Below are 16,014 nucleotides of genomic sequence, written 5' to 3' on the forward strand. Positions count from 1 at the left end.
GAAGGGGGACCCGCGCCTGGGCGCCTACTCCTCGAAGTAGGCGTCCAGGACGGCGTCCAGCTCGGTCTCCCACTCCTTGAAGCGGGTCCGGGCCTTCGCCTCGATCTCGATCGGGTACCAGCGCTTCTCGGGCGTGTACACGGTGATCGTGAACCGCTTCCCGAAGCGCGGGGTCTCCGTCTCGACCGCACCGATCTCGTCCCAGCGGAACTCGGCCTCCTGGTCGTCCAGGCGCAGCCGTACGCCACTGTGGTCGGCCTTGATCGAGGCGCGCCGGTCGGAGGCCTCGAAGACGGGACCGTCGGGGTCGGCCTCCTCCTCGGACGACTCTTCGGAGTCCTCCGACCCTTCGGACTCTTCGGAGGGGGCCGCCTCTTCGGCGTCGGTCTCCTCGGCCGCGGACTCTTCGGCTTCGGCTTCGGTGTCGTCGTCGGAGGCCTCGGCGTCGGCCTCGGTCTCCTCGGCGACGGCTTCGTCCGAAGCCGGCTCCTCCGAGGAGACCGCGCCGTCCGGCTCGGACTCCGGCTCCGACTTCGTCTCGGACTTCGTCTCGGACACGGACGGCGTGAGCCCGGGGATGTGCGCCGGGTTGACCGCGGCGGCGTCCAGGGGCTGGCTCTTCGAACCTATGCGCTGCTCCACAGCGGGCAGTATGGTCGACGATCCTGTGTCGGGACCAGTCGCCCCCGCCCCTTCCGCCTCACGGACCGCACACGGACTACACGAAGACGCTCAGCAGGGCCGCCACCGCGAAGCCGACGACCGACAGCACGCTCTCCAGGACCGTCCAGGTCTTCAGGGTGTCGCGCTCGCTGATGCCGAAGTACTTGGCGACCATCCAGAAGCCTCCGTCGTTGACGTGCGAGGCGAAGATGGAGCCCGCCGAGATGGCCATGATGACGAGGGCGGCGAAGGCCTGCGAGTGGTGGCCCTCGGCGAGGAGCGGGGCGACGATGCCGGCCGTCGTGACGATGGCGACCGTGGCCGAGCCCTGGGCGACGCGCAGGACGACGGAGAGCAGGTAGGCGAGGACGAGCACCGGCAGGCCGACGTCGTTGAAGGTGTCCGAGAGGGCCTGGGCCACCCCGCTCGCCTTCAGTACGGCGCCGAAGATGCCGCCCGCGCCGACGACCAGCAGGATGTTGCCGACCGGCTTGAGGGACGAGGTCGACACCGTCTCGAGGGACTTGCGGGACCAGCCTCGCCGGATGCCCAGCAGGTAGTACGCGAGGAGCAGGGCGATCGTCAGCGCCACGAAGGGGCTGCCGAAGAACTCGATGACCGAGCGGCCCGTGGACGGGTCGAGGGCGATCGAGGAGAAGGTGGCCGCGAGGATCAGCACCAGCGGCGTACCGATGATGCCGAGGACCGTGCCCAGCGGCACCGGCTTCTCGCGCGGCTCGACCCCGGAGGCCCGCTGCTCCTCGATGACGGCGAGCCGGGACTCGGCCGCGGCCTCCACCATGTCCTGCGGTACGGCGACGAAGATCCGCTTGCCGATCCAGGCCGAGTAGACCCAGGCGGCGGCCACGGCGGGCAGTCCGCAGACGATGCCCATGAGGATGACCCAGCCGAGGTCGACGTGGAGCAGTCCGGCGGCAGCCACCGGGCCGGGGTGCGGCGGCAGGAACGCGTGGGTCATCGACAGGCCCGCGAGCAGGGGCAGGCAGTAGAGCAGGATCGACTTGCCCGAGCGCCTGGCGGCGGCGTACACGATCGGCGCGAGGACGAAGATGCCGACGTCGAAGAAGACCGGGATGCCGAAGATCAGGCCGGTGAGGCCCATGGCGAGCGGGGCGCGCTTCTCGCCGAAGAGGTTGAGCAGCCGGGACGCCAACACCTCGGCGCCGCCGCTGACTTCGAGGATCGCGCCGAGCATGGTGCCCAGGCCGATGATGATCGCGACATGGCCGAGGATGCCGCCCATGCCGGTCTCGATGACGGAGACGGCCGTCGACCGCTGGACGGTGCCGAAGAGTTCGGTGACCGAGAGCCCGGCTCCCAGGCCGACGGCTATGGAGACGCCGAGCAGGGCCACGAACGGCTGGAGTCTGACCTTGATGATCAGGAAGAGGAGAAGCGCGATACCGAGGGCGGCGAGCGTGAGCAGTCCGGCGGTGCCGTCGACGAGGAGGAGCAGTCCGCCGGTGTGGGGTGGTGTCTCCACGGCTGGGGCTGGGGCGGCGAGCGGATACGACGAGGACATGGGAGGGCCTCTGTTTCGTAAGTGCATGGGTCCGGGGGTCTGGGGGTGTCCCCCAGAGGGCACAGCCAGGGCAGGGGGTATCGCGGTACGGCGCCCCGTGGGGGAGGGCGCCGCACCGCGATGTCGTACGGGGTGCGGGAGTTGAGGAGCCGTCAGCTGTCAGCCATGAGCGCTCAGCTCAGGACGGCGAGGGCGTCGATCTCGACGAGGAGCCCCGCGGGCAGACCGACGTACACCGTGGTCCTGGCGGCGGGCGGCTGGGTGAGGCCCTGCTCCTCGAAGTACTGGTTGTAGATCGCGTTCATCTCGGCGAAGTGGTCGACGTCCGTGAGGTAGACGCGGATCATCATCGCGTCGTCCCAACTCGCCCCGCCCTCCTCAAGGATGGCCTTGACGTTGGCGAGGGTCTGGAGGGTCTGCTCGCGCAGGGTGGGCCCGGCGGGCGTGGGCGGCCTGCCCTCCTCGGCGGGGAGGAAGCCGACCTGTCCGGCGACCTGGAGGATGTTCCCCTTCCGGACGCCGTGCGAGAACTTGGCCGGCGGGGTGGTGTGGGTCTTGGGGGTGAGGGCGGTCTTTTCGGTCTTGTCGGTCATTCCTTTGAGACTTCCTTCGAGGCGTCCGTGGTCGGGGTCCTGCCGGAGTACTCGCCGCTGATGGCGTCCGCCGTACGGCGCACCAGGGGGAGCAGCGTGAGGAGTTCGTCGGCGGTGACGACGACGTTGGGTGCGGAGACGGACATCGCGGCGACGACCCGTCCGTCGGCGCCCCGGATGGGGGCGGCCACGCAGTTGATGGACTCCTCGTGGCCACCGAGGTCGGTGGCCCAGCCCTGTTCCCGCACCGTCGCCAACTCCTTGAGGAAAGCAGGGGCGTTGGGAATCGAACGGGCCGTGTACATGGGGAAGTCGAGCTTCTCGGCGAGCATGCGGCGCTCCGCCTCGGGAAGGTCGGCGAGCAGCAGCTTCGCGACGGCGGCGACGGTGATGGCGACGGGCTTGCCGATCCGTGAGTACATGCGCACCGGGTAGCGGCTCTCCACCTTGTCGATGTAGAGGACCTCGCCCTCCTCGTACACCGCGAGGTGCACGGTGTGCCCGCACTGCTCGTTGAGTCGCAGGAGGTGGGTGTGGGCGATCTCGCGGATGTCGAGGTTCTCGACGGCTTCCTGGGCGAGGGCGAAGAGGCGGGCGCCGAGGCGGTAGCGCTGGTCGGACTGGCGGTAGACGAGGCCGTGCTCGTGCAGGGTGCGCAGGAGCCGGAGCGCCGTGGACTTGTGGACGCCGAGGCGCTCGGCGACCTGCCCGAGATCGGCGGGTCCCTCGGCGAGCAGCGGCAGGATGCTCAGCGCTCGGTCGACGGTCTGGCTCATGGGGTGCGTACCTCCTCCGGGGCCTGGTGGACGTCCTGGGTGGTCCAGCCGGGGCCGAGTCGAAGTGTCCCCCACGTCTCGTCGTCGAGGGCGGCGAGGCGGTCGGCGTGGTCGCGGGAAGGGGGCGTGGCGAGGTCGCCGGGGACGGTGAGCGCGGCGGCGGCCATGAGGTGGCCGTGGCGGAGGCGGTCGCGGGCGGACAGCCCGCGCAGGGTGGCGGAGAGGAACCCGGCGGCGAAGGCGTCCCCGGCGCCGACGTCGGCGACGACGTCGACGCGCAGGGCGCGCACGAGGGTGGCGGTGCCGTCGGCGTCCTCCATCCCCTCGGTGTTCTTGTCGAACGCCACCGCCCCGCCCCTGCCCGCCTTGACGACCACGAGCTCCGGCTCGGGCAGCGCGGCCCGGATGGCACCCGGGCCGTGCAGTCCCCAGGCGGCCCGCGCCTCGTCGGCGCCGACGAAGACGATGTCGGCGCGGCGGGCGAGGTCGAGCAGGACGCGCGGGCCGTCGGTGTCCGGCCACAGCCCCTGGCGGTGGTTGACGTCGAAGGAGACGAGCGGCCGCCCGGGCCGGGGCTCTGTCAGCTCCCACATGAGGGCGAGGCAGTCGTCGGACAGTGCCGCAGTGATCCCCGACAGATGCAGCACACGCCCGGCGCGCACGGCCTCCAGGTCCACGGTGTCCGCCGACATCGTCGAGGCGGCCGACCCGGCCCGGTAGTACGCCACCTCGTGCGCGTCGGTCGCCCGGTCCCCGGCCGTACGGAAGTAGATGCCGGTCGGGCGCGCCGGGTCACGCCGTACGGAGGCTACGTCGACGCCGTACGCCCCGATCGTCTCCACCAGGTGGTCACCGAACCCGTCGGCGCCGACCCGGCTGACCCAGCGCGCGGAGTGCCCGGCGGCCGCCAGCACGCAGGCCACGTTCGACTCGGCGCCGCCGATGGCGCGGTCGAAGGAGGGAACGTCGGCGAGGCGGCCGGGCCGGGAGGGCAGGAACGTGACCATGGACTCGCCGAGCGCCACCACGTCAACGACGTCGACGTCGGGGGCATTGCAGGGTCCGGTGGCGGCCACGATCGTCGTAACTCCTCGGTTCGGGGGTGCGGCGACTCCGTTGACCCCGCGTTGGCCGAGATGTTAGACAGCAGTAAGCACTGCACGCAATGACTGTTGCGCATGATGCAACACGCCTCATCAGGGAGACTTCATGGCCGCCGGCAGCCCCGCTGAATCCCAGGAAGCCCTCGCCCGCCTGGCGGCGGAACGCGTCGGCCACCGCTTCAAGGGCCTCCCGCCGGACGCGGCCGGCCTGACCGTGGCCGAGCTGGCGGCCGAGCGCCGCAACCTCTTCACCGGCGGTTTCACCACCCCCGTGCTCGCCCTCTCCGCCGAGCGCCTGCGGCACAACCTCGCACTCATGGAGACGTACGCGGCCCGCCACGGCCTCGTCTTCGCGCCGCACGGCAAGACGTCCATGGCCCCCCAGCTCTTCCACCGCCAGATCGAGCACGGCGCCTGGGGCATCACGCTGGCCGTACCCCACCAGGTGCGCGTGGCACGGGAGTTCGGGATCGACCGGATCTTCCTCGCGAACGAGCTCGTCGACGCGGCCGCCCTGCGCTGGATCGCCTCAGAGCTGGACCGGGACGCCGACTTCCGCTTCCTCTGCTACGTCGACTCCGTGCGCGGCGTCGAGCTGATGGACGCCGCGCTGCGGGAAGCGTCGGCCGCACGCCCGGTGGACGTCGTGGTCGAGCTGGCCGCCGGGGAGGGCGCCCGCACCGGCGTCCGTACGGAGGCGGAGTGCGCGGCGGTCGCGGACGCGGTGGCCGCCGTACCGACGCTGCGCCTGGCCGGTGTCGCCGGGTACGAGGGCGAGGTGCCGGGGGCCGACCCGGAGCGCGTGCACGCCTGGCTGCGCCGGCTGACCGCGCTGGCGGCGGACTTCGACAAGGCGGGACGCTTCGAAGGCCTGGCCGAGATCGTCGTCAGCGCGGGCGGCAGCGCCTGGTTCGACGCGGTGGCCGACGTCTTCGCCGAGATCCCGGAACTCTCGCTGCCCGTCTGCAAGTTGCTGCGCTCGGGTGCGTACGTCTCGCACGACGACGGGCACTACCGGAAGCTGACGCCGTTCACCCGTATCCCGGAGGAGGGCGCGCTGCACCCCGCCTTCCGCCTCTGGGCACAGGTCGTCTCCCGCCCCTCCGCCGAGCAGGCCTTCGTCAACGCGGGCAAGCGCGACGCGGCGTACGACCTGGACCTGCCGATCGCGCAGACGGTACGCCGGGACGGCACCGAGCGCCTGGCCACCGGCATCTCCGTCACCGCCCTCTCCGACCAGCACGCCTGGCTGCGCACGACCCCGGAGGCCGACATCGAGGTCGGCGACTGGCTCGGCATGGGCCTGTCCCACCCGTGCACGTCCTTCGACAAGTGGCAGCTGATCCCCCTGGTCGAGGCGGACGGCACGGTCGTCGACTACATCCGCACGTTCTTCTAGTACATCCGCATCCACGTCCGCACACTCCAGGAGGCCCGTGATGGAAGACGTCGTCATCCGTGACGCGGACGTCGTGGACGGCTCCGGCGCGCCCTCGTACCGCGCCGATGTGGTCGTCGACGACGGCAGGATCGTCTCGATCGTCCAGGAGGCAGCGGCGGCGGGCTGCCAACGCCCCACCGCGCAGCGCGAGTTGGACGCCGAGGGGCTCGTCCTCTCCCCCGGCTTCATCGACATGCACGCGCACAGCGACCTGGCCCTGCTCCGGGACCCCGATCACAGCGCGAAGGCCGCGCAGGGCGTGACCCTCGAAGTCATCGGCCAGGACGGCCTGTCGTACGCGCCGGTCGACGACCGGACGCTCGCCGAGGTCCGCCGGGCGATCACCGGCTGGAACGGGTACGGCGACGACATCGACTTCACCTGGCGTTCGGTGGGCGAGTATCTGGACCGTCTGGACCACGGCTTCGACGGCGCGGGCATCGCCGTGAACGCCGCCTACCTGGTCCCCCAGGGGACGGTGCGCATGCTCGCCGTCGGCTGGGAGGACCGCGAGGCGACGCCCGAAGAGCTGGACCGGATGCGGCAGTCGGTCGCCGAGGGCATGGAGCAGGGCGCCGTCGGCATGTCGTCCGGGCTGACGTACACGCCGGGCATGTACGCCAAGGACGCCGAACTCACCGAGCTGTGCCGGGTGGTGGCCGAGTACGGCGGCTACTACTGCCCGCACCACCGTTCGTACGGGGCGGGCGCCCTGGAGGCGTACGAGGAGATGGTGGCCCTCACCCGCGAGGCGGGCTGCCCGCTCCATCTCGCCCACGCCACCATGAACTTCGGTGTGAACGAGGGCCGGGCGCCGGACCTGCTCGCCCTCCTCGACAAGGCGCTCGCCGACGGCGCGGACCTCAGCCTCGACACGTACCCCTACACGCCCGGCTGCACCACTCTCGTGGCCATGCTGCCCAGTTGGGCAAGCGAGGGCGGCCCGGAGGCGGTGCTCGCCCGGCTGCGGGACGAGGAGGCCGCCGAGCGGATCCGGCACCACATGGAGGTGATCGGCGCGGACGGCTGCCACGGCGTGCCGATCGACTGGGGCACGATCGAGATCTCCGGAGTGAGCGACCCCGCCCTGGCGTCGTACGTCGGCCGGACCGTCCGCGAGTCGGCGGACCTGCGCGGCGAGGCCCCGTGGACCACCGCCCGCCGCCTGCTCGTCGAGGACGGGCTCGGTTCGACGATCCTGCAGCACGTCGGGCACGAGGAGAACGTCCGCGCGATCATGCGGCACCGGGTGCACACCGGCGGCTCCGACGGCATCCTCCTGGGCGACAAGCCGCACCCGCGCGCGTGCGGCACCTTCCCGCACTATCTCGGCCACTACGCAAGGGAGTTGGGCATCCTGCCGCTGGAGGAGTGTGTCGCCCACCTCACCTCGCGCCCCGCGGCCCGGCTGCGGCTGCCCGACCGCGGGCTCGTCCGCGAGGGATACCGCGCCGACCTCGTCCTCTTCGACCCGGACACGGTCGCGGCCGGGTCGACCTTCGAGGCGCCGCGCACGCTGCCGACCGGCATTCCGTACGTCCTGGTCGACGGCCGCTTCGTGATGGAGGACGGGCGCCGGACGGACGTGCTGGCGGGGCGGGCGGTCCGCCGGTCACCTCGGTGACCACCCGCCCCCGCACGGGCTACGGCTTGGGCAGGGTGCACCCGCTGCGGCTCAGGTCGAGCTTGTTGCCGGCCCCGAAGCACGCGGCGATCTGGTAGGTCTCCTCGGCGTAGTTGATGCCCTCGCGGACCGTCACGTTGCCGTTGGCGTCGACCTCACAGGGGTTGTTCTCGGTGCAGCGCTCGCCGTCCTCGTTGCCGGTGTTGTTGACGGCGACGACCTTGCCGGTGGAGTTGTCGATCACCGGCGAGCCCGAGGTGCCGCCGATGGTCTGGCAGGCGGAGGTGTAGCGGAGCGAGTCCTTCCAGGTCCAGTCGCCCTCCTTCAGGCGGTAGACGAAGCCGTCGACGTTGCAGGCGTACGTCCGCTTCCAGTACCCGGAGACGACCGTGATGGCGGTCCCGGCGACCGGATGCGTGTCCTGGAGCGTGAGCGCGCTGATGTTGTACGAGCTCTTGATCTGCGCGTACGTGGTGGTGAGCTGGTAGAGCGTGACGTCGGTGTCGGTCATCGTCGAGTACGCGACCTTGCTCGCGCGCAGCGTGCCGACCCTCGTGGCCGAGGCGTTGAGCAGACCGAAGCTGCGGCTGGACGCCTGGCCGACGATGACCTCGCCGGGCTCGGGGAAGCCGGTCTCCAGGCAGTGGCCGTTCGTCATCACCAGGGCCGGGTCGCTGTCCACGGAGCTCGGGAAGCGGATGACGGAGCCGGAGCAGTTGCTGAGCGAGACGGTGCCGGCGAAGTTGACGGCCTTGAGCGTGGGTGCGGTCGCCGCGGCCGGTCTGACGTCGGCCTTGACGGTGGCGGGCGCGGACACGGGCGCCGCGACCGCGGGCGCCATGCCCGCTCCGGTGATCACCAGGGCGAAGAGCGTGGCGACGAGAGGCGTTCTCATGTGGGGGTCCCCTCTTGCGACTTGAGCGGCCGGAGGTCTTCCGGCCACGTCGAGTTTTGACATGCGCATTGTGAAGGGAGGGGCAGCTGGGAACAAGGAGTTGTTTCCGGCCGCCGCGGGCAAGGCTTTTCCGGCCTCGGGAGACAAGACCGGAAATTCAGACCGGCCGGGACTCCGGGGCCGTACTTCTTGCGGACGCCGGGGTCACGCTCCACCCGAGCGCGGTCACGCCGGGCTCACCGGGGCTTTTTGGTCGCCCCCTGGCCGTGGCCGGGGTTGCCGTTCCCGTTGCCCGGCTCGTTCGTGGTCGGGGCCGCGGTGGTCGTGGGCGCCTTGGTGACCGGTGCCTTCGTCGCGGCGGAGGACTCCGTGGGGTCCGCCGAACCACTCTCGTCGTCGCCCGGCTCCTTCGAGGGAGCGGGCGTGGCGGACGCGGAGACGGTCTCGTCGTCGCCCGAACCGGGCTGCCGGGTGGGCGACGCGGACTCCCCCGCGCTCGGCTCGCCGCCCTTCTTGCCGTCCGTCTCCTCCTTGCCCTGCGACGAGGGCGCCGAGCCTCCGGAGGATCCGGAGTCGAGGAGCCCGGCGATCACGGCGACGAGGAGCACGAGACAGGCCGCGCCGGCGGCGATCGCCGCGAGGCGGATCGTCCGGCGACGGTCGGGTCCGCCCGTGCGGGCGCGCCGGTGGCTGCCGCCACGGCCATGGCTCTCTTCACGCGGCCCGGCGTCGGCCCCGTCGGCGTACACGTCCATCTGCTCGGTGTCCACGTCACCGGCGCCCTCGCCGTACGCCCTGTCGTCGTACTCGCCCTGCCAGCCGTGCGCGGCGGCCGGGTCCGTGTACGCCTCATAGGCCGGTGCCGTCCGGCCGTCGGGGTACGGGTAGTACACGTTCGGCGCTCCCTGGGGCTCGGGCTCGCCGTCCGCCCCGTTGCCGTTCTGAGGGTGCATGGACATGGCGGCGCATTGTAGGCACTGCAAGGGCTTACGGCGTACTGGGCGAACATACCGACCCAAAACGCCACGTCTCACGTGGTGGAAAACACCCCCCGCCGAGCGTTACACGGCCGTAAGCTCACGGTCATGCAGGTGATCCAGTCCACGAAGCTCGCCAATGTCTGCTACGAGATCCGGGGGCCGGTTCTCGAGGAGGCGATGCGGCTGGAGGCAGCGGGACACCGCATCCTCAAGCTCAACACCGGCAACCCGGCCGCTTTCGGGTTCGAGTGCCCGCCCGAGATCCTGGAGGACATCCTCCGCAACGTCTCGTCGGCGCACGGCTACGGCGACGCGAAGGGCCTGCTCGCGGCGCGCCGGGCCGTCGTGATGCACAACCAGACCCTCGGCATCGAGACGGACGTCGAGCACGTCTTCGTCGGCAACGGCGCCTCCGAGCTGATCGTGATGGCGATGCAGGGCCTCCTCGACGACGGGGACGAGGTGCTGATCCCGGCGCCGGACTACCCGCTGTGGACGGCGGCCGTGTCCCTGTCCGGCGGTACGGCGGTGCACTACCGCTGTGACGAGCAGTCCGACTGGATGCCGGACCTCGCGGACATCGAGCGCAAGGTCACCGACCGCACCAAGGCGATCGTCATCATCAACCCGAACAACCCGACGGGCGCGGTGTACGACGAGGCGATGCTGCGCGGGCTGACCGACATCGCCCGCCGCCACAACCTCCTGGTCTGCTCGGACGAGATCTACGACAAGATCCTGTACGACGGCGCGACGCACACGCCGACCGCCGCGATCGCCCCCGACCTGCTGACGCTCACCTTCAACGGGATGTCCAAGGCGTACCGCGTCGCGGGCTACCGGGTCGGCTGGATGTCGATCTCGGGGCCGCGGGCGCACGCCGACTCCTACATCGAGGGTCTGACGATCCTCGCGAACATGCGACTGTGCGCGAACATGCCGGGTCAGCACGGAGTGGTCGCCGCGCTGAGCGGGCGGCAGACCATCAACGACCTGGTGCTGCCCGGCGGGCGGCTCAAGGAGCAGATGGATGTCGCGTACGACCTGCTGACGCAGATCCCGGGCGTGAGTTGTGTACGGCCGAAGGGTGCGCTGTATCTCTTCCCCCGGCTGGATCCGAACGTCTTCAAGATCAAGGACGACCGGCAGATGGTCCTTGACCTGCTGCGCCGCGAGAAGATCATGGTCGTCCAGGGGACGGGCTTCAACTGGCCCGAGCCGGACCACTTCCGTGTGGTCACGCTCCCGACGGTCGGGGACCTGATCGACGCGGTGACCCGGATCGGGAACTTCCTGGACGGCTACGGCCAGCCGTAGACCCCCGCCGCCCCGCCGAATTTCCGACTTCACTCAACTTTAGACGAAATCTAAGCTAGGATGGTTTCCTGTCAGCACAGGAGGCCATCCCATGTACGAACCGATCCGCACCAAGTCGGTCCACACGATGGCCGGCACCGCCTCGGACTTCCCCCACCGGTCGCGCGAGGAGGAGCTGGACATCCAGCTCGCCGGTCACCTCGCCGCCCTCCTTGCGGTGACGGACGAGCTGCGCACCCTCGCCCCCTCCGACGACCTGGACACGGCGGCCGACCGGCTCGCCGAGCAGGTGGCCCGGCTGCGCGCCGGACTGCCGCCCGTACGGTCGTCGGCCACCGCCGAACCGCGGGTCGCGGCCCTGCACGAGCGGGCGCACGCCCTCGCCGGCCGCGCCCTCGTCGTCGCCGCGTCCCGCGCCGACACGGCCGCCGCGATCCTCGCCGCCGAACGCATGGACGCCCACGCGGCGCCCACCCACCGGGAACTCACGCCCTCCGCCTGAGCCCGCCCCCCTGAGCGGCCCCGGTCCGCGTGCACCCGCAGCGACGCGCGGACCGGGCGCCATGATCCACTGAAGGGGAACCCCCGGCTCCCGTTGCATACCGGGATCAGGGTGTCACCCTGTGTTCACCCCCGGCCGGGGGAACGTTCCGTTCCGAGGCGCACTCTCCCGGTGTGAGACGTATCGCAGGGATCGTCCTGGCGGTGCTGTTGATGGGCGGCGTGGTAGCAGCCGTCATCGCGGGCCGCGATGGTCAGGACAAGAGCACGGCAACGAAGACCGTGCAGGGAGTGATCGGATCGGAGAAGGCGGAGTTCTTCGCCGATCCCGACGTGGTGAAGGCCCTCGCTGCCAAGGGCTACACCGTGAAGACGGAGACCTCCGGGTCGTGGGCCATGGAGGGGCTGAACCTCAAGGGGTACGACTTCGCGTTTCCGTCCAGCAAGGCGCCCGCCGACGAGCTCGCCGCCAAGTACCACGTACGGCAGCCGTTGCCGCGGCCCTTCTACTCACCGCTCGTCGTCGTGGCCCACCGCAGCGCCGCCGAGGTGCTGGAGGCCAACGGGCTGGCTACCGCGGGCAAGGGCAGCGGCACGCTGAAGATGGCCGAGTACCTGAAGGCGGCCGAGCACGACCGGACCTGGCAGCAGCTCAAGGGGGCGGAGAAGCACGGCGAGTTGAGCGGCACGCTCTACATCGCCAGCACCGACCCGGTCAGCTCCAACTCCGGCGCGCTCTACCTCGCCGCCGCCTCGTACGTCGCCGACGGCGGACGCGTGGCCGCGGACAGCGCCGCCGTCACCCGCACGGCGCCCCTGATGCGCAAGCTGATCAGCGTCCAGGGAGCCCAGCAGACCAGCACGGACGCGGCGTTCAGGGACTTCGTGAGCGGCGCGGGCAACCCGCTGGTCCTGGTGTACGAGTCGCAGGTCGCCTCGCTGCTCACCCAGGGCCAGGGCGGCACGGACGACCTCACGGTCCTGTACCCGGACACCACAGCGAACAGCGACCACACCGTCGTACCGCTGACTCCGGAGGGCCGGGCCCTGGGTGAACTCCTCAGCACCGACCCGGTGTTGCGCAAGCTCGCCGTACGGCACGGGTTCCGGCCGCAGGGCACGACCGCGGAGTTCACGGCGGCCACCACCGGCCACACCACGTATCTCAACCAGACGCTGACCGGCGTCCGGCAAGCGCCCGTGCCCGCCTCCAAGGTGCTGCACGAGATGGCGCGCCGGGCCGGGAATCAGTAGGGGGACAGCACCACATGACTACCGAGGACACCTTCACCCTCACACCGCCCGAGGCCGTGACGCCCGTGCCCCGTGAGAAGGCCGGGGGCCTGGTGCCCGTCGACCCGGCCGTGCAGGACGAGATGGCGCGCAGAGCTGCCGAGTACGTCGACGGGCTGGCCGCCCTGGACGCCCGCTCCCCCGAGTTCGCCGGCAAGGTCGGCGAGATCGCGGGCCTGGGCGCCGGCGAGATGCGGGGCGCCACCGCACAGTCCAACCGCATGCTGGAGCGCACCATCCGGAGCCTGCCGGGCAAGGGCGAGGACGCCCAGTCGCATGTCGCCGGATCACTCGTCGAACTGCGGCGCGTGGTCGAGGACCTGGACCCGCGGGACCTGTCCGCGAACAAGGGCCGCAAGTTCCTCTCCCGGCTCCCGGGCGGCAACAGACTGCGCGACCACGTCGCCAAGTACGCCTCCGCGCAGGGCACGTTGAACAAGATCGTGGGATCGCTGCGCGGCGGCCAGGACGAACTGCGGCGCGACAACGCCGCGCTCGGGACCGAGCGCGTCCGCCTCTGGGAGACGATGGGCAAGCTCCAGGAGTACGTCGTCCTCACCCAGGCCCTGGACACGGCGGTCGAGCAGCACATCACCGGCGTCGAGTCCCAGGACCCGGCGCAGGCGGACACCCTGCGCGCCGACGTCCTCTTCCCGGTGCGCCAGAAGCACCAGGACCTGCTGACCCAACTCGCGGTGTGCGCCCAGGGATACCTGGCCATGGACGTCGTACGGCGCAACAACGACGAGCTGATCAAGGGCGTCGACCGGGCGGCCACCACCACCGTCTCCGCGCTGCGCATCTCCGTGATGCTCGCCTCCGCCCTCGACAACCAGCGCAAGGTCGTCGACCAGGTCAACGCCCTGCGCGGGACGACGGAGGACCTCATTCGCGGCAACGCGGAGATGCTCGCCACACAGTCCGGGGAGATCCAGCGGATCGCCGCCGACCCGGCCGTGGGCGCGGAGACGCTGCGCAACGCCTTCCAGTCGATCTATCGCACGCTCGACGCGATCGACACGTACAAGGCGCAGGCCACCGAGACCATGGCGGCCACGGTGGAGTCCCTGACGTCCGAACTCCAGCACGCGACCGGCTACTTGGAGCGCAGCCGCGCCCAGAGCGCCCTCGAAGGGGGCACTCTGTGAGACTGCGCGTCACCGCCCTCGCGGCACTCGCCCTGCTGACCGCGGCCTGCACCGCGCAGGGGCACAGCTCGGGCGGCTCCTCCGAGGCGCCCGAGCCCGGCACTCTGCGCGTCCTCGCCTCCAGCGAGCTCAGCGACATGGCGCCGGTCCTCGAACGCATCCGCATGGACACCGGCATCACGGTGAAGCCCACCTACATGGGCACCCTCACCGCCGTCGACCTGCTCGCCCGGGGCAGGGCGGACGGCTCGTACGACGCGCTGTGGCTGTCCTCCAACGACTATCTGCGGCTGCGCCCGGACGCCGCGAAGAAGGTCCTCTCCGAGACGCCCGTGATGTCCAGCCCGGTCGCGATCGGCGTCAAGCCGGACACCGTACGGGAGTTGGGCTGGAAGCCGGAGTCGGTGACCTGGTCGCAGGTCGAGAAGGCGGTGGCGGACGGGAAACTGACGTACGGCATGACCGACCCGGCACGCTCCAACTCCGGTTTCTCCACGCTGATTTCGGTGGCCTCGGGGCTGTCCGGCGCCCAGTCCGCGCTGACGGACAGGGACGTGGACAAGGCGACCCCGCAGCTGAAAGCGTTCTTCAAGGGGCAGAAGCTGACGTCGGGTTCGTCGGGCTGGCTGGCGACGGCGTACCAGCGCCGCGGCACCGTGGACGCGCTGCTCAACTACGAGTCGGTCCTCAAGGGCATGAAGGGGCTGACCGTGATCCGGCCCCGCGACGGCGTCGTCACCGCCGACTATCCGCTCTCCTCCCTCACCGCCACCAGCCAGGACACCCGTGACACGGTCCGCCGCCTCACCGAGGCGCTGCGCACCCCGGACGTCCAGCGGCGGATCACCGAGACCACGCTGCGCCGCCCGGTCGTCGCCTCCGTCGCCCCGGCGTCCGGACTCGACACGAGCCGGCGGCGTGAACTCCCCTTCCCCGGCAGCCGATCGGTCGCCGACCGGCTTCTCGACTCGTACGAGAACAAGCTGCGCCGCCCGTCGCGGACCGTCTACGTCCTCGACACCTCGGGCTCGATGGACGGCGACCGCCTCGACCGGCTGAAGACGTCGCTCACCGACCTGACCGGCGACTTCCGCGACCGCGAGGAGGTGACGCTGATGCCGTTCGGGTCCGGGGTCAAGAGCGTGCACACCCATGTGGTGCGACCCGAGGACCCGAAGGCCGGGCTCGACGGGATCCGCAAGGACACCAAGGCCCTCGACGCCTCCGGCGACACCGCGATCTACACCTCGCTGGAGAAGGCGTACGAGCATCTGGGCGCCGACGACGACACGTTCACCTCGATCGTGCTGATGACCGACGGCGAGAACACCAAGGGCGCGAGCCCCGCGGAGTTCGACGGCTTCTACCGGCAACTCCCCGGTGGGCCGCGGGAGATACCGGTCTTCCCGATCCTGTTCGGCGACTCCGACCGCTCCGAACTCCAGCACATCGCCGAGCTGACCGGCGGCCGCCTCTTCGACGCCCGGAAGGGCTCGCTCGACGGCGCCTTCGAGGAGATCCGTGGCTACCAGTAGAAGCCCCCTGAGGTATCTCGAATCACGCAAGAACCTCACCGGCAGCGCCTGCGGAATCGTCGGCCTCGCGCTGACCTTCACGGGGGTCGCGGGCCCGTACTGGCCCGCCGTCGTCGCCGGGCTGTACGGCGCGGGCGCCCTCGTCGCCCCGCCGGAGCGCCCGCCGCTGCCGGACTTCCCCGACCCGTCCGCCCAACTCGACGAGCTGCGCGGTGACTTCGCCACCCTGCGGGAGTACCTCACCGGCGTCGAGCTGCCGCCCGCCGCCGCGGGCCGCCTCACCGAGCTGACCGAACTGCTCGCCGCCCTGCTGGACCCTGGGTGGGTCGCCGAGGTTCTCGCACAGGACCCGGAGGGCATCCACGCCCTGTCCCGCGCCGTGCGGCAGGACGTCCCGGAGGCCGTCGACACCTTCGTCCGCACCCGCTGGTGGACCCGGCTGACGCCCGGCAGCGAACCGCCGGAACGCCACCTGGAACGGCAGTTGACGCTGCTGCACGACGAGGCCGACCGGCTCGCCGCCACCCTCAGGGAGACGGAGGCCCGGCGGCAGGAGTCGCACACGCGGTACCTGGAGGACCGGGGCCGGTCCAACTGAGCCC

Annotated in this window: 15 protein-coding genes; 8 read left to right on the top strand and 7 right to left on the bottom strand. The window is 71.0% G+C overall.

The genetic code is table 11. The features are described 5' to 3' along the window. Positions 1-24: 24 nt before the first annotated feature. From AB5J56_RS16920 to AB5J56_RS16940, 5 genes are all read right to left on the bottom strand, one after another. Entirely contained in the window at positions 25-642 is a 618-nt protein-coding gene (locus AB5J56_RS16920; protein ID WP_369233565.1) for a hypothetical protein, read from the bottom strand. A 76-nt stretch (positions 643-718) separates the two neighbouring features. Further along, positions 719-2,206 (bottom strand): GntP family permease, encoded by a 1,488-nt coding sequence (locus AB5J56_RS16925; protein WP_369233566.1) that lies wholly within the window; start codon positions 2,204-2,206, stop codon positions 719-721. Between the two features lie 173 nt (positions 2,207-2,379). Then, positions 2,380-2,799: a RidA family protein gene (locus AB5J56_RS16930; RefSeq protein WP_369233567.1), complete on the bottom strand. Its 420-nt coding sequence runs from the start codon at positions 2,797-2,799 to the stop codon at positions 2,380-2,382. Continuing rightward, positions 2,796-3,575: an IclR family transcriptional regulator gene (locus AB5J56_RS16935; protein ID WP_369233568.1), complete on the bottom strand. Its 780-nt coding sequence runs from the start codon at positions 3,573-3,575 to the stop codon at positions 2,796-2,798. The genes AB5J56_RS16930 and AB5J56_RS16935 overlap by 4 nt, the downstream gene beginning before the upstream one ends. Further along, positions 3,572-4,651 (bottom strand): sugar kinase, encoded by a 1,080-nt coding sequence (locus tag AB5J56_RS16940; protein WP_369233569.1) that lies wholly within the window; start codon positions 4,649-4,651, stop codon positions 3,572-3,574. Before AB5J56_RS16940 ends, AB5J56_RS16935 begins: the two co-directional genes overlap by 4 nt. 133 nt (positions 4,652-4,784) lie before the next feature. Between AB5J56_RS16940 and AB5J56_RS16945 the strand changes: the two genes are divergently transcribed. Together AB5J56_RS16945 and AB5J56_RS16950 are read left to right on the top strand one after the other, a co-directional pair. Then, a complete protein-coding gene (locus tag AB5J56_RS16945; protein WP_369233570.1) occupies positions 4,785-6,077 on the top strand; it encodes an amino acid deaminase in 1,293 nt (430 codons plus the stop codon). Between the two features lie 40 nt (positions 6,078-6,117). After that, positions 6,118-7,743 carry an amidohydrolase family protein gene (locus tag AB5J56_RS16950; RefSeq protein ID WP_369233571.1) on the top strand — a complete coding sequence of 542 codons (1,626 nt, stop codon included), beginning with the start codon at positions 6,118-6,120 and terminating at the stop codon, positions 7,741-7,743. 19 nt (positions 7,744-7,762) lie between these two features. Here the strand turns inward: AB5J56_RS16950 and AB5J56_RS16955 are convergent, their stop codons facing one another. Then, on the bottom strand, positions 7,763-8,638 hold the full coding sequence (locus AB5J56_RS16955) for a serine protease (protein WP_369233572.1): 876 nt from the start codon (positions 8,636-8,638) through the stop codon (positions 7,763-7,765). 236 nt (positions 8,639-8,874) lie between these two features. Continuing rightward, positions 8,875-9,597 carry a hypothetical protein gene (locus tag AB5J56_RS16960; protein WP_369233573.1) on the bottom strand — a complete coding sequence of 241 codons (723 nt, stop codon included), beginning with the start codon at positions 9,595-9,597 and terminating at the stop codon, positions 8,875-8,877. 126 nt (positions 9,598-9,723) lie between these two features. Here AB5J56_RS16960 and AB5J56_RS16965 point away from each other — a divergent pair, with 126 nt between their 5' ends. The 6 genes from AB5J56_RS16965 to AB5J56_RS16990 all read left to right on the top strand — a co-directional run bounded on the left by AB5J56_RS16965 (position 9,724) and on the right by AB5J56_RS16990 (position 16,010). Beyond that, positions 9,724-10,935: a pyridoxal phosphate-dependent aminotransferase gene (locus AB5J56_RS16965; protein WP_369233574.1), complete on the top strand. Its 1,212-nt coding sequence runs from the start codon at positions 9,724-9,726 to the stop codon at positions 10,933-10,935. 91 nt (positions 10,936-11,026) lie between these two features. Beyond that, on the top strand, positions 11,027-11,437 hold the full coding sequence (locus tag AB5J56_RS16970; RefSeq protein WP_369233575.1) for a hypothetical protein: 411 nt from the start codon (positions 11,027-11,029) through the stop codon (positions 11,435-11,437). A 173-nt stretch (positions 11,438-11,610) separates the two neighbouring features. Further along, positions 11,611-12,690, top strand: a complete 1,080-nt coding sequence (locus AB5J56_RS16975) for a substrate-binding domain-containing protein (RefSeq protein ID WP_369233576.1) — start codon at positions 11,611-11,613, stop codon at positions 12,688-12,690. A 14-nt stretch (positions 12,691-12,704) separates the two neighbouring features. After that, on the top strand, positions 12,705-13,877 hold the full coding sequence (locus AB5J56_RS16980; protein WP_369233577.1) for a toxic anion resistance protein: 1,173 nt from the start codon (positions 12,705-12,707) through the stop codon (positions 13,875-13,877). Next, entirely contained in the window at positions 13,874-15,412 is a 1,539-nt protein-coding gene (locus tag AB5J56_RS16985; protein ID WP_369233578.1) for a substrate-binding domain-containing protein, read from the top strand. The genes AB5J56_RS16980 and AB5J56_RS16985 overlap by 4 nt, the downstream gene beginning before the upstream one ends. Beyond that, positions 15,399-16,010, top strand: coding sequence for a hypothetical protein (locus AB5J56_RS16990; RefSeq protein ID WP_369233579.1), 612 nt, complete (start codon positions 15,399-15,401; stop codon positions 16,008-16,010). The genes AB5J56_RS16985 and AB5J56_RS16990 overlap by 14 nt, the downstream gene beginning before the upstream one ends. Positions 16,011-16,014 lie beyond the last annotated feature (4 nt).

It is taken from the genome of Streptomyces sp. R21 (assembly GCF_041051975.1).
In the GTDB taxonomy this organism is placed as follows: domain Bacteria; phylum Actinomycetota; class Actinomycetes; order Streptomycetales; family Streptomycetaceae; genus Streptomyces.

Coding starts and splice junctions, on each gene's coding strand:
- AB5J56_RS16945 (WP_369233570.1), top strand. CDS start 4,785: ATGGCCGCCGGCAGCCCCGCTGAATCCCAGGAAGCCCTCGCCCGCCTG.
- AB5J56_RS16955 (WP_369233572.1), bottom strand. CDS start 8,638: ATGAGAACGCCTCTCGTCGCCACGCTCTTCGCCCTGGTGATCACCGGA.
- AB5J56_RS16950 (WP_369233571.1), top strand. CDS start 6,118: ATGGAAGACGTCGTCATCCGTGACGCGGACGTCGTGGACGGCTCCGGC.
- AB5J56_RS16925 (WP_369233566.1), bottom strand. CDS start 2,206: ATGTCCTCGTCGTATCCGCTCGCCGCCCCAGCCCCAGCCGTGGAGACA.
- AB5J56_RS16960 (WP_369233573.1), bottom strand. CDS start 9,597: ATGTCCATGCACCCTCAGAACGGCAACGGGGCGGACGGCGAGCCCGAG.
- AB5J56_RS16930 (WP_369233567.1), bottom strand. CDS start 2,799: ATGACCGACAAGACCGAAAAGACCGCCCTCACCCCCAAGACCCACACC.
- AB5J56_RS16970 (WP_369233575.1), top strand. CDS start 11,027: ATGTACGAACCGATCCGCACCAAGTCGGTCCACACGATGGCCGGCACC.
- AB5J56_RS16980 (WP_369233577.1), top strand. CDS start 12,705: ATGACTACCGAGGACACCTTCACCCTCACACCGCCCGAGGCCGTGACG.
- AB5J56_RS16935 (WP_369233568.1), bottom strand. CDS start 3,575: ATGAGCCAGACCGTCGACCGAGCGCTGAGCATCCTGCCGCTGCTCGCC.
- AB5J56_RS16965 (WP_369233574.1), top strand. CDS start 9,724: ATGCAGGTGATCCAGTCCACGAAGCTCGCCAATGTCTGCTACGAGATC.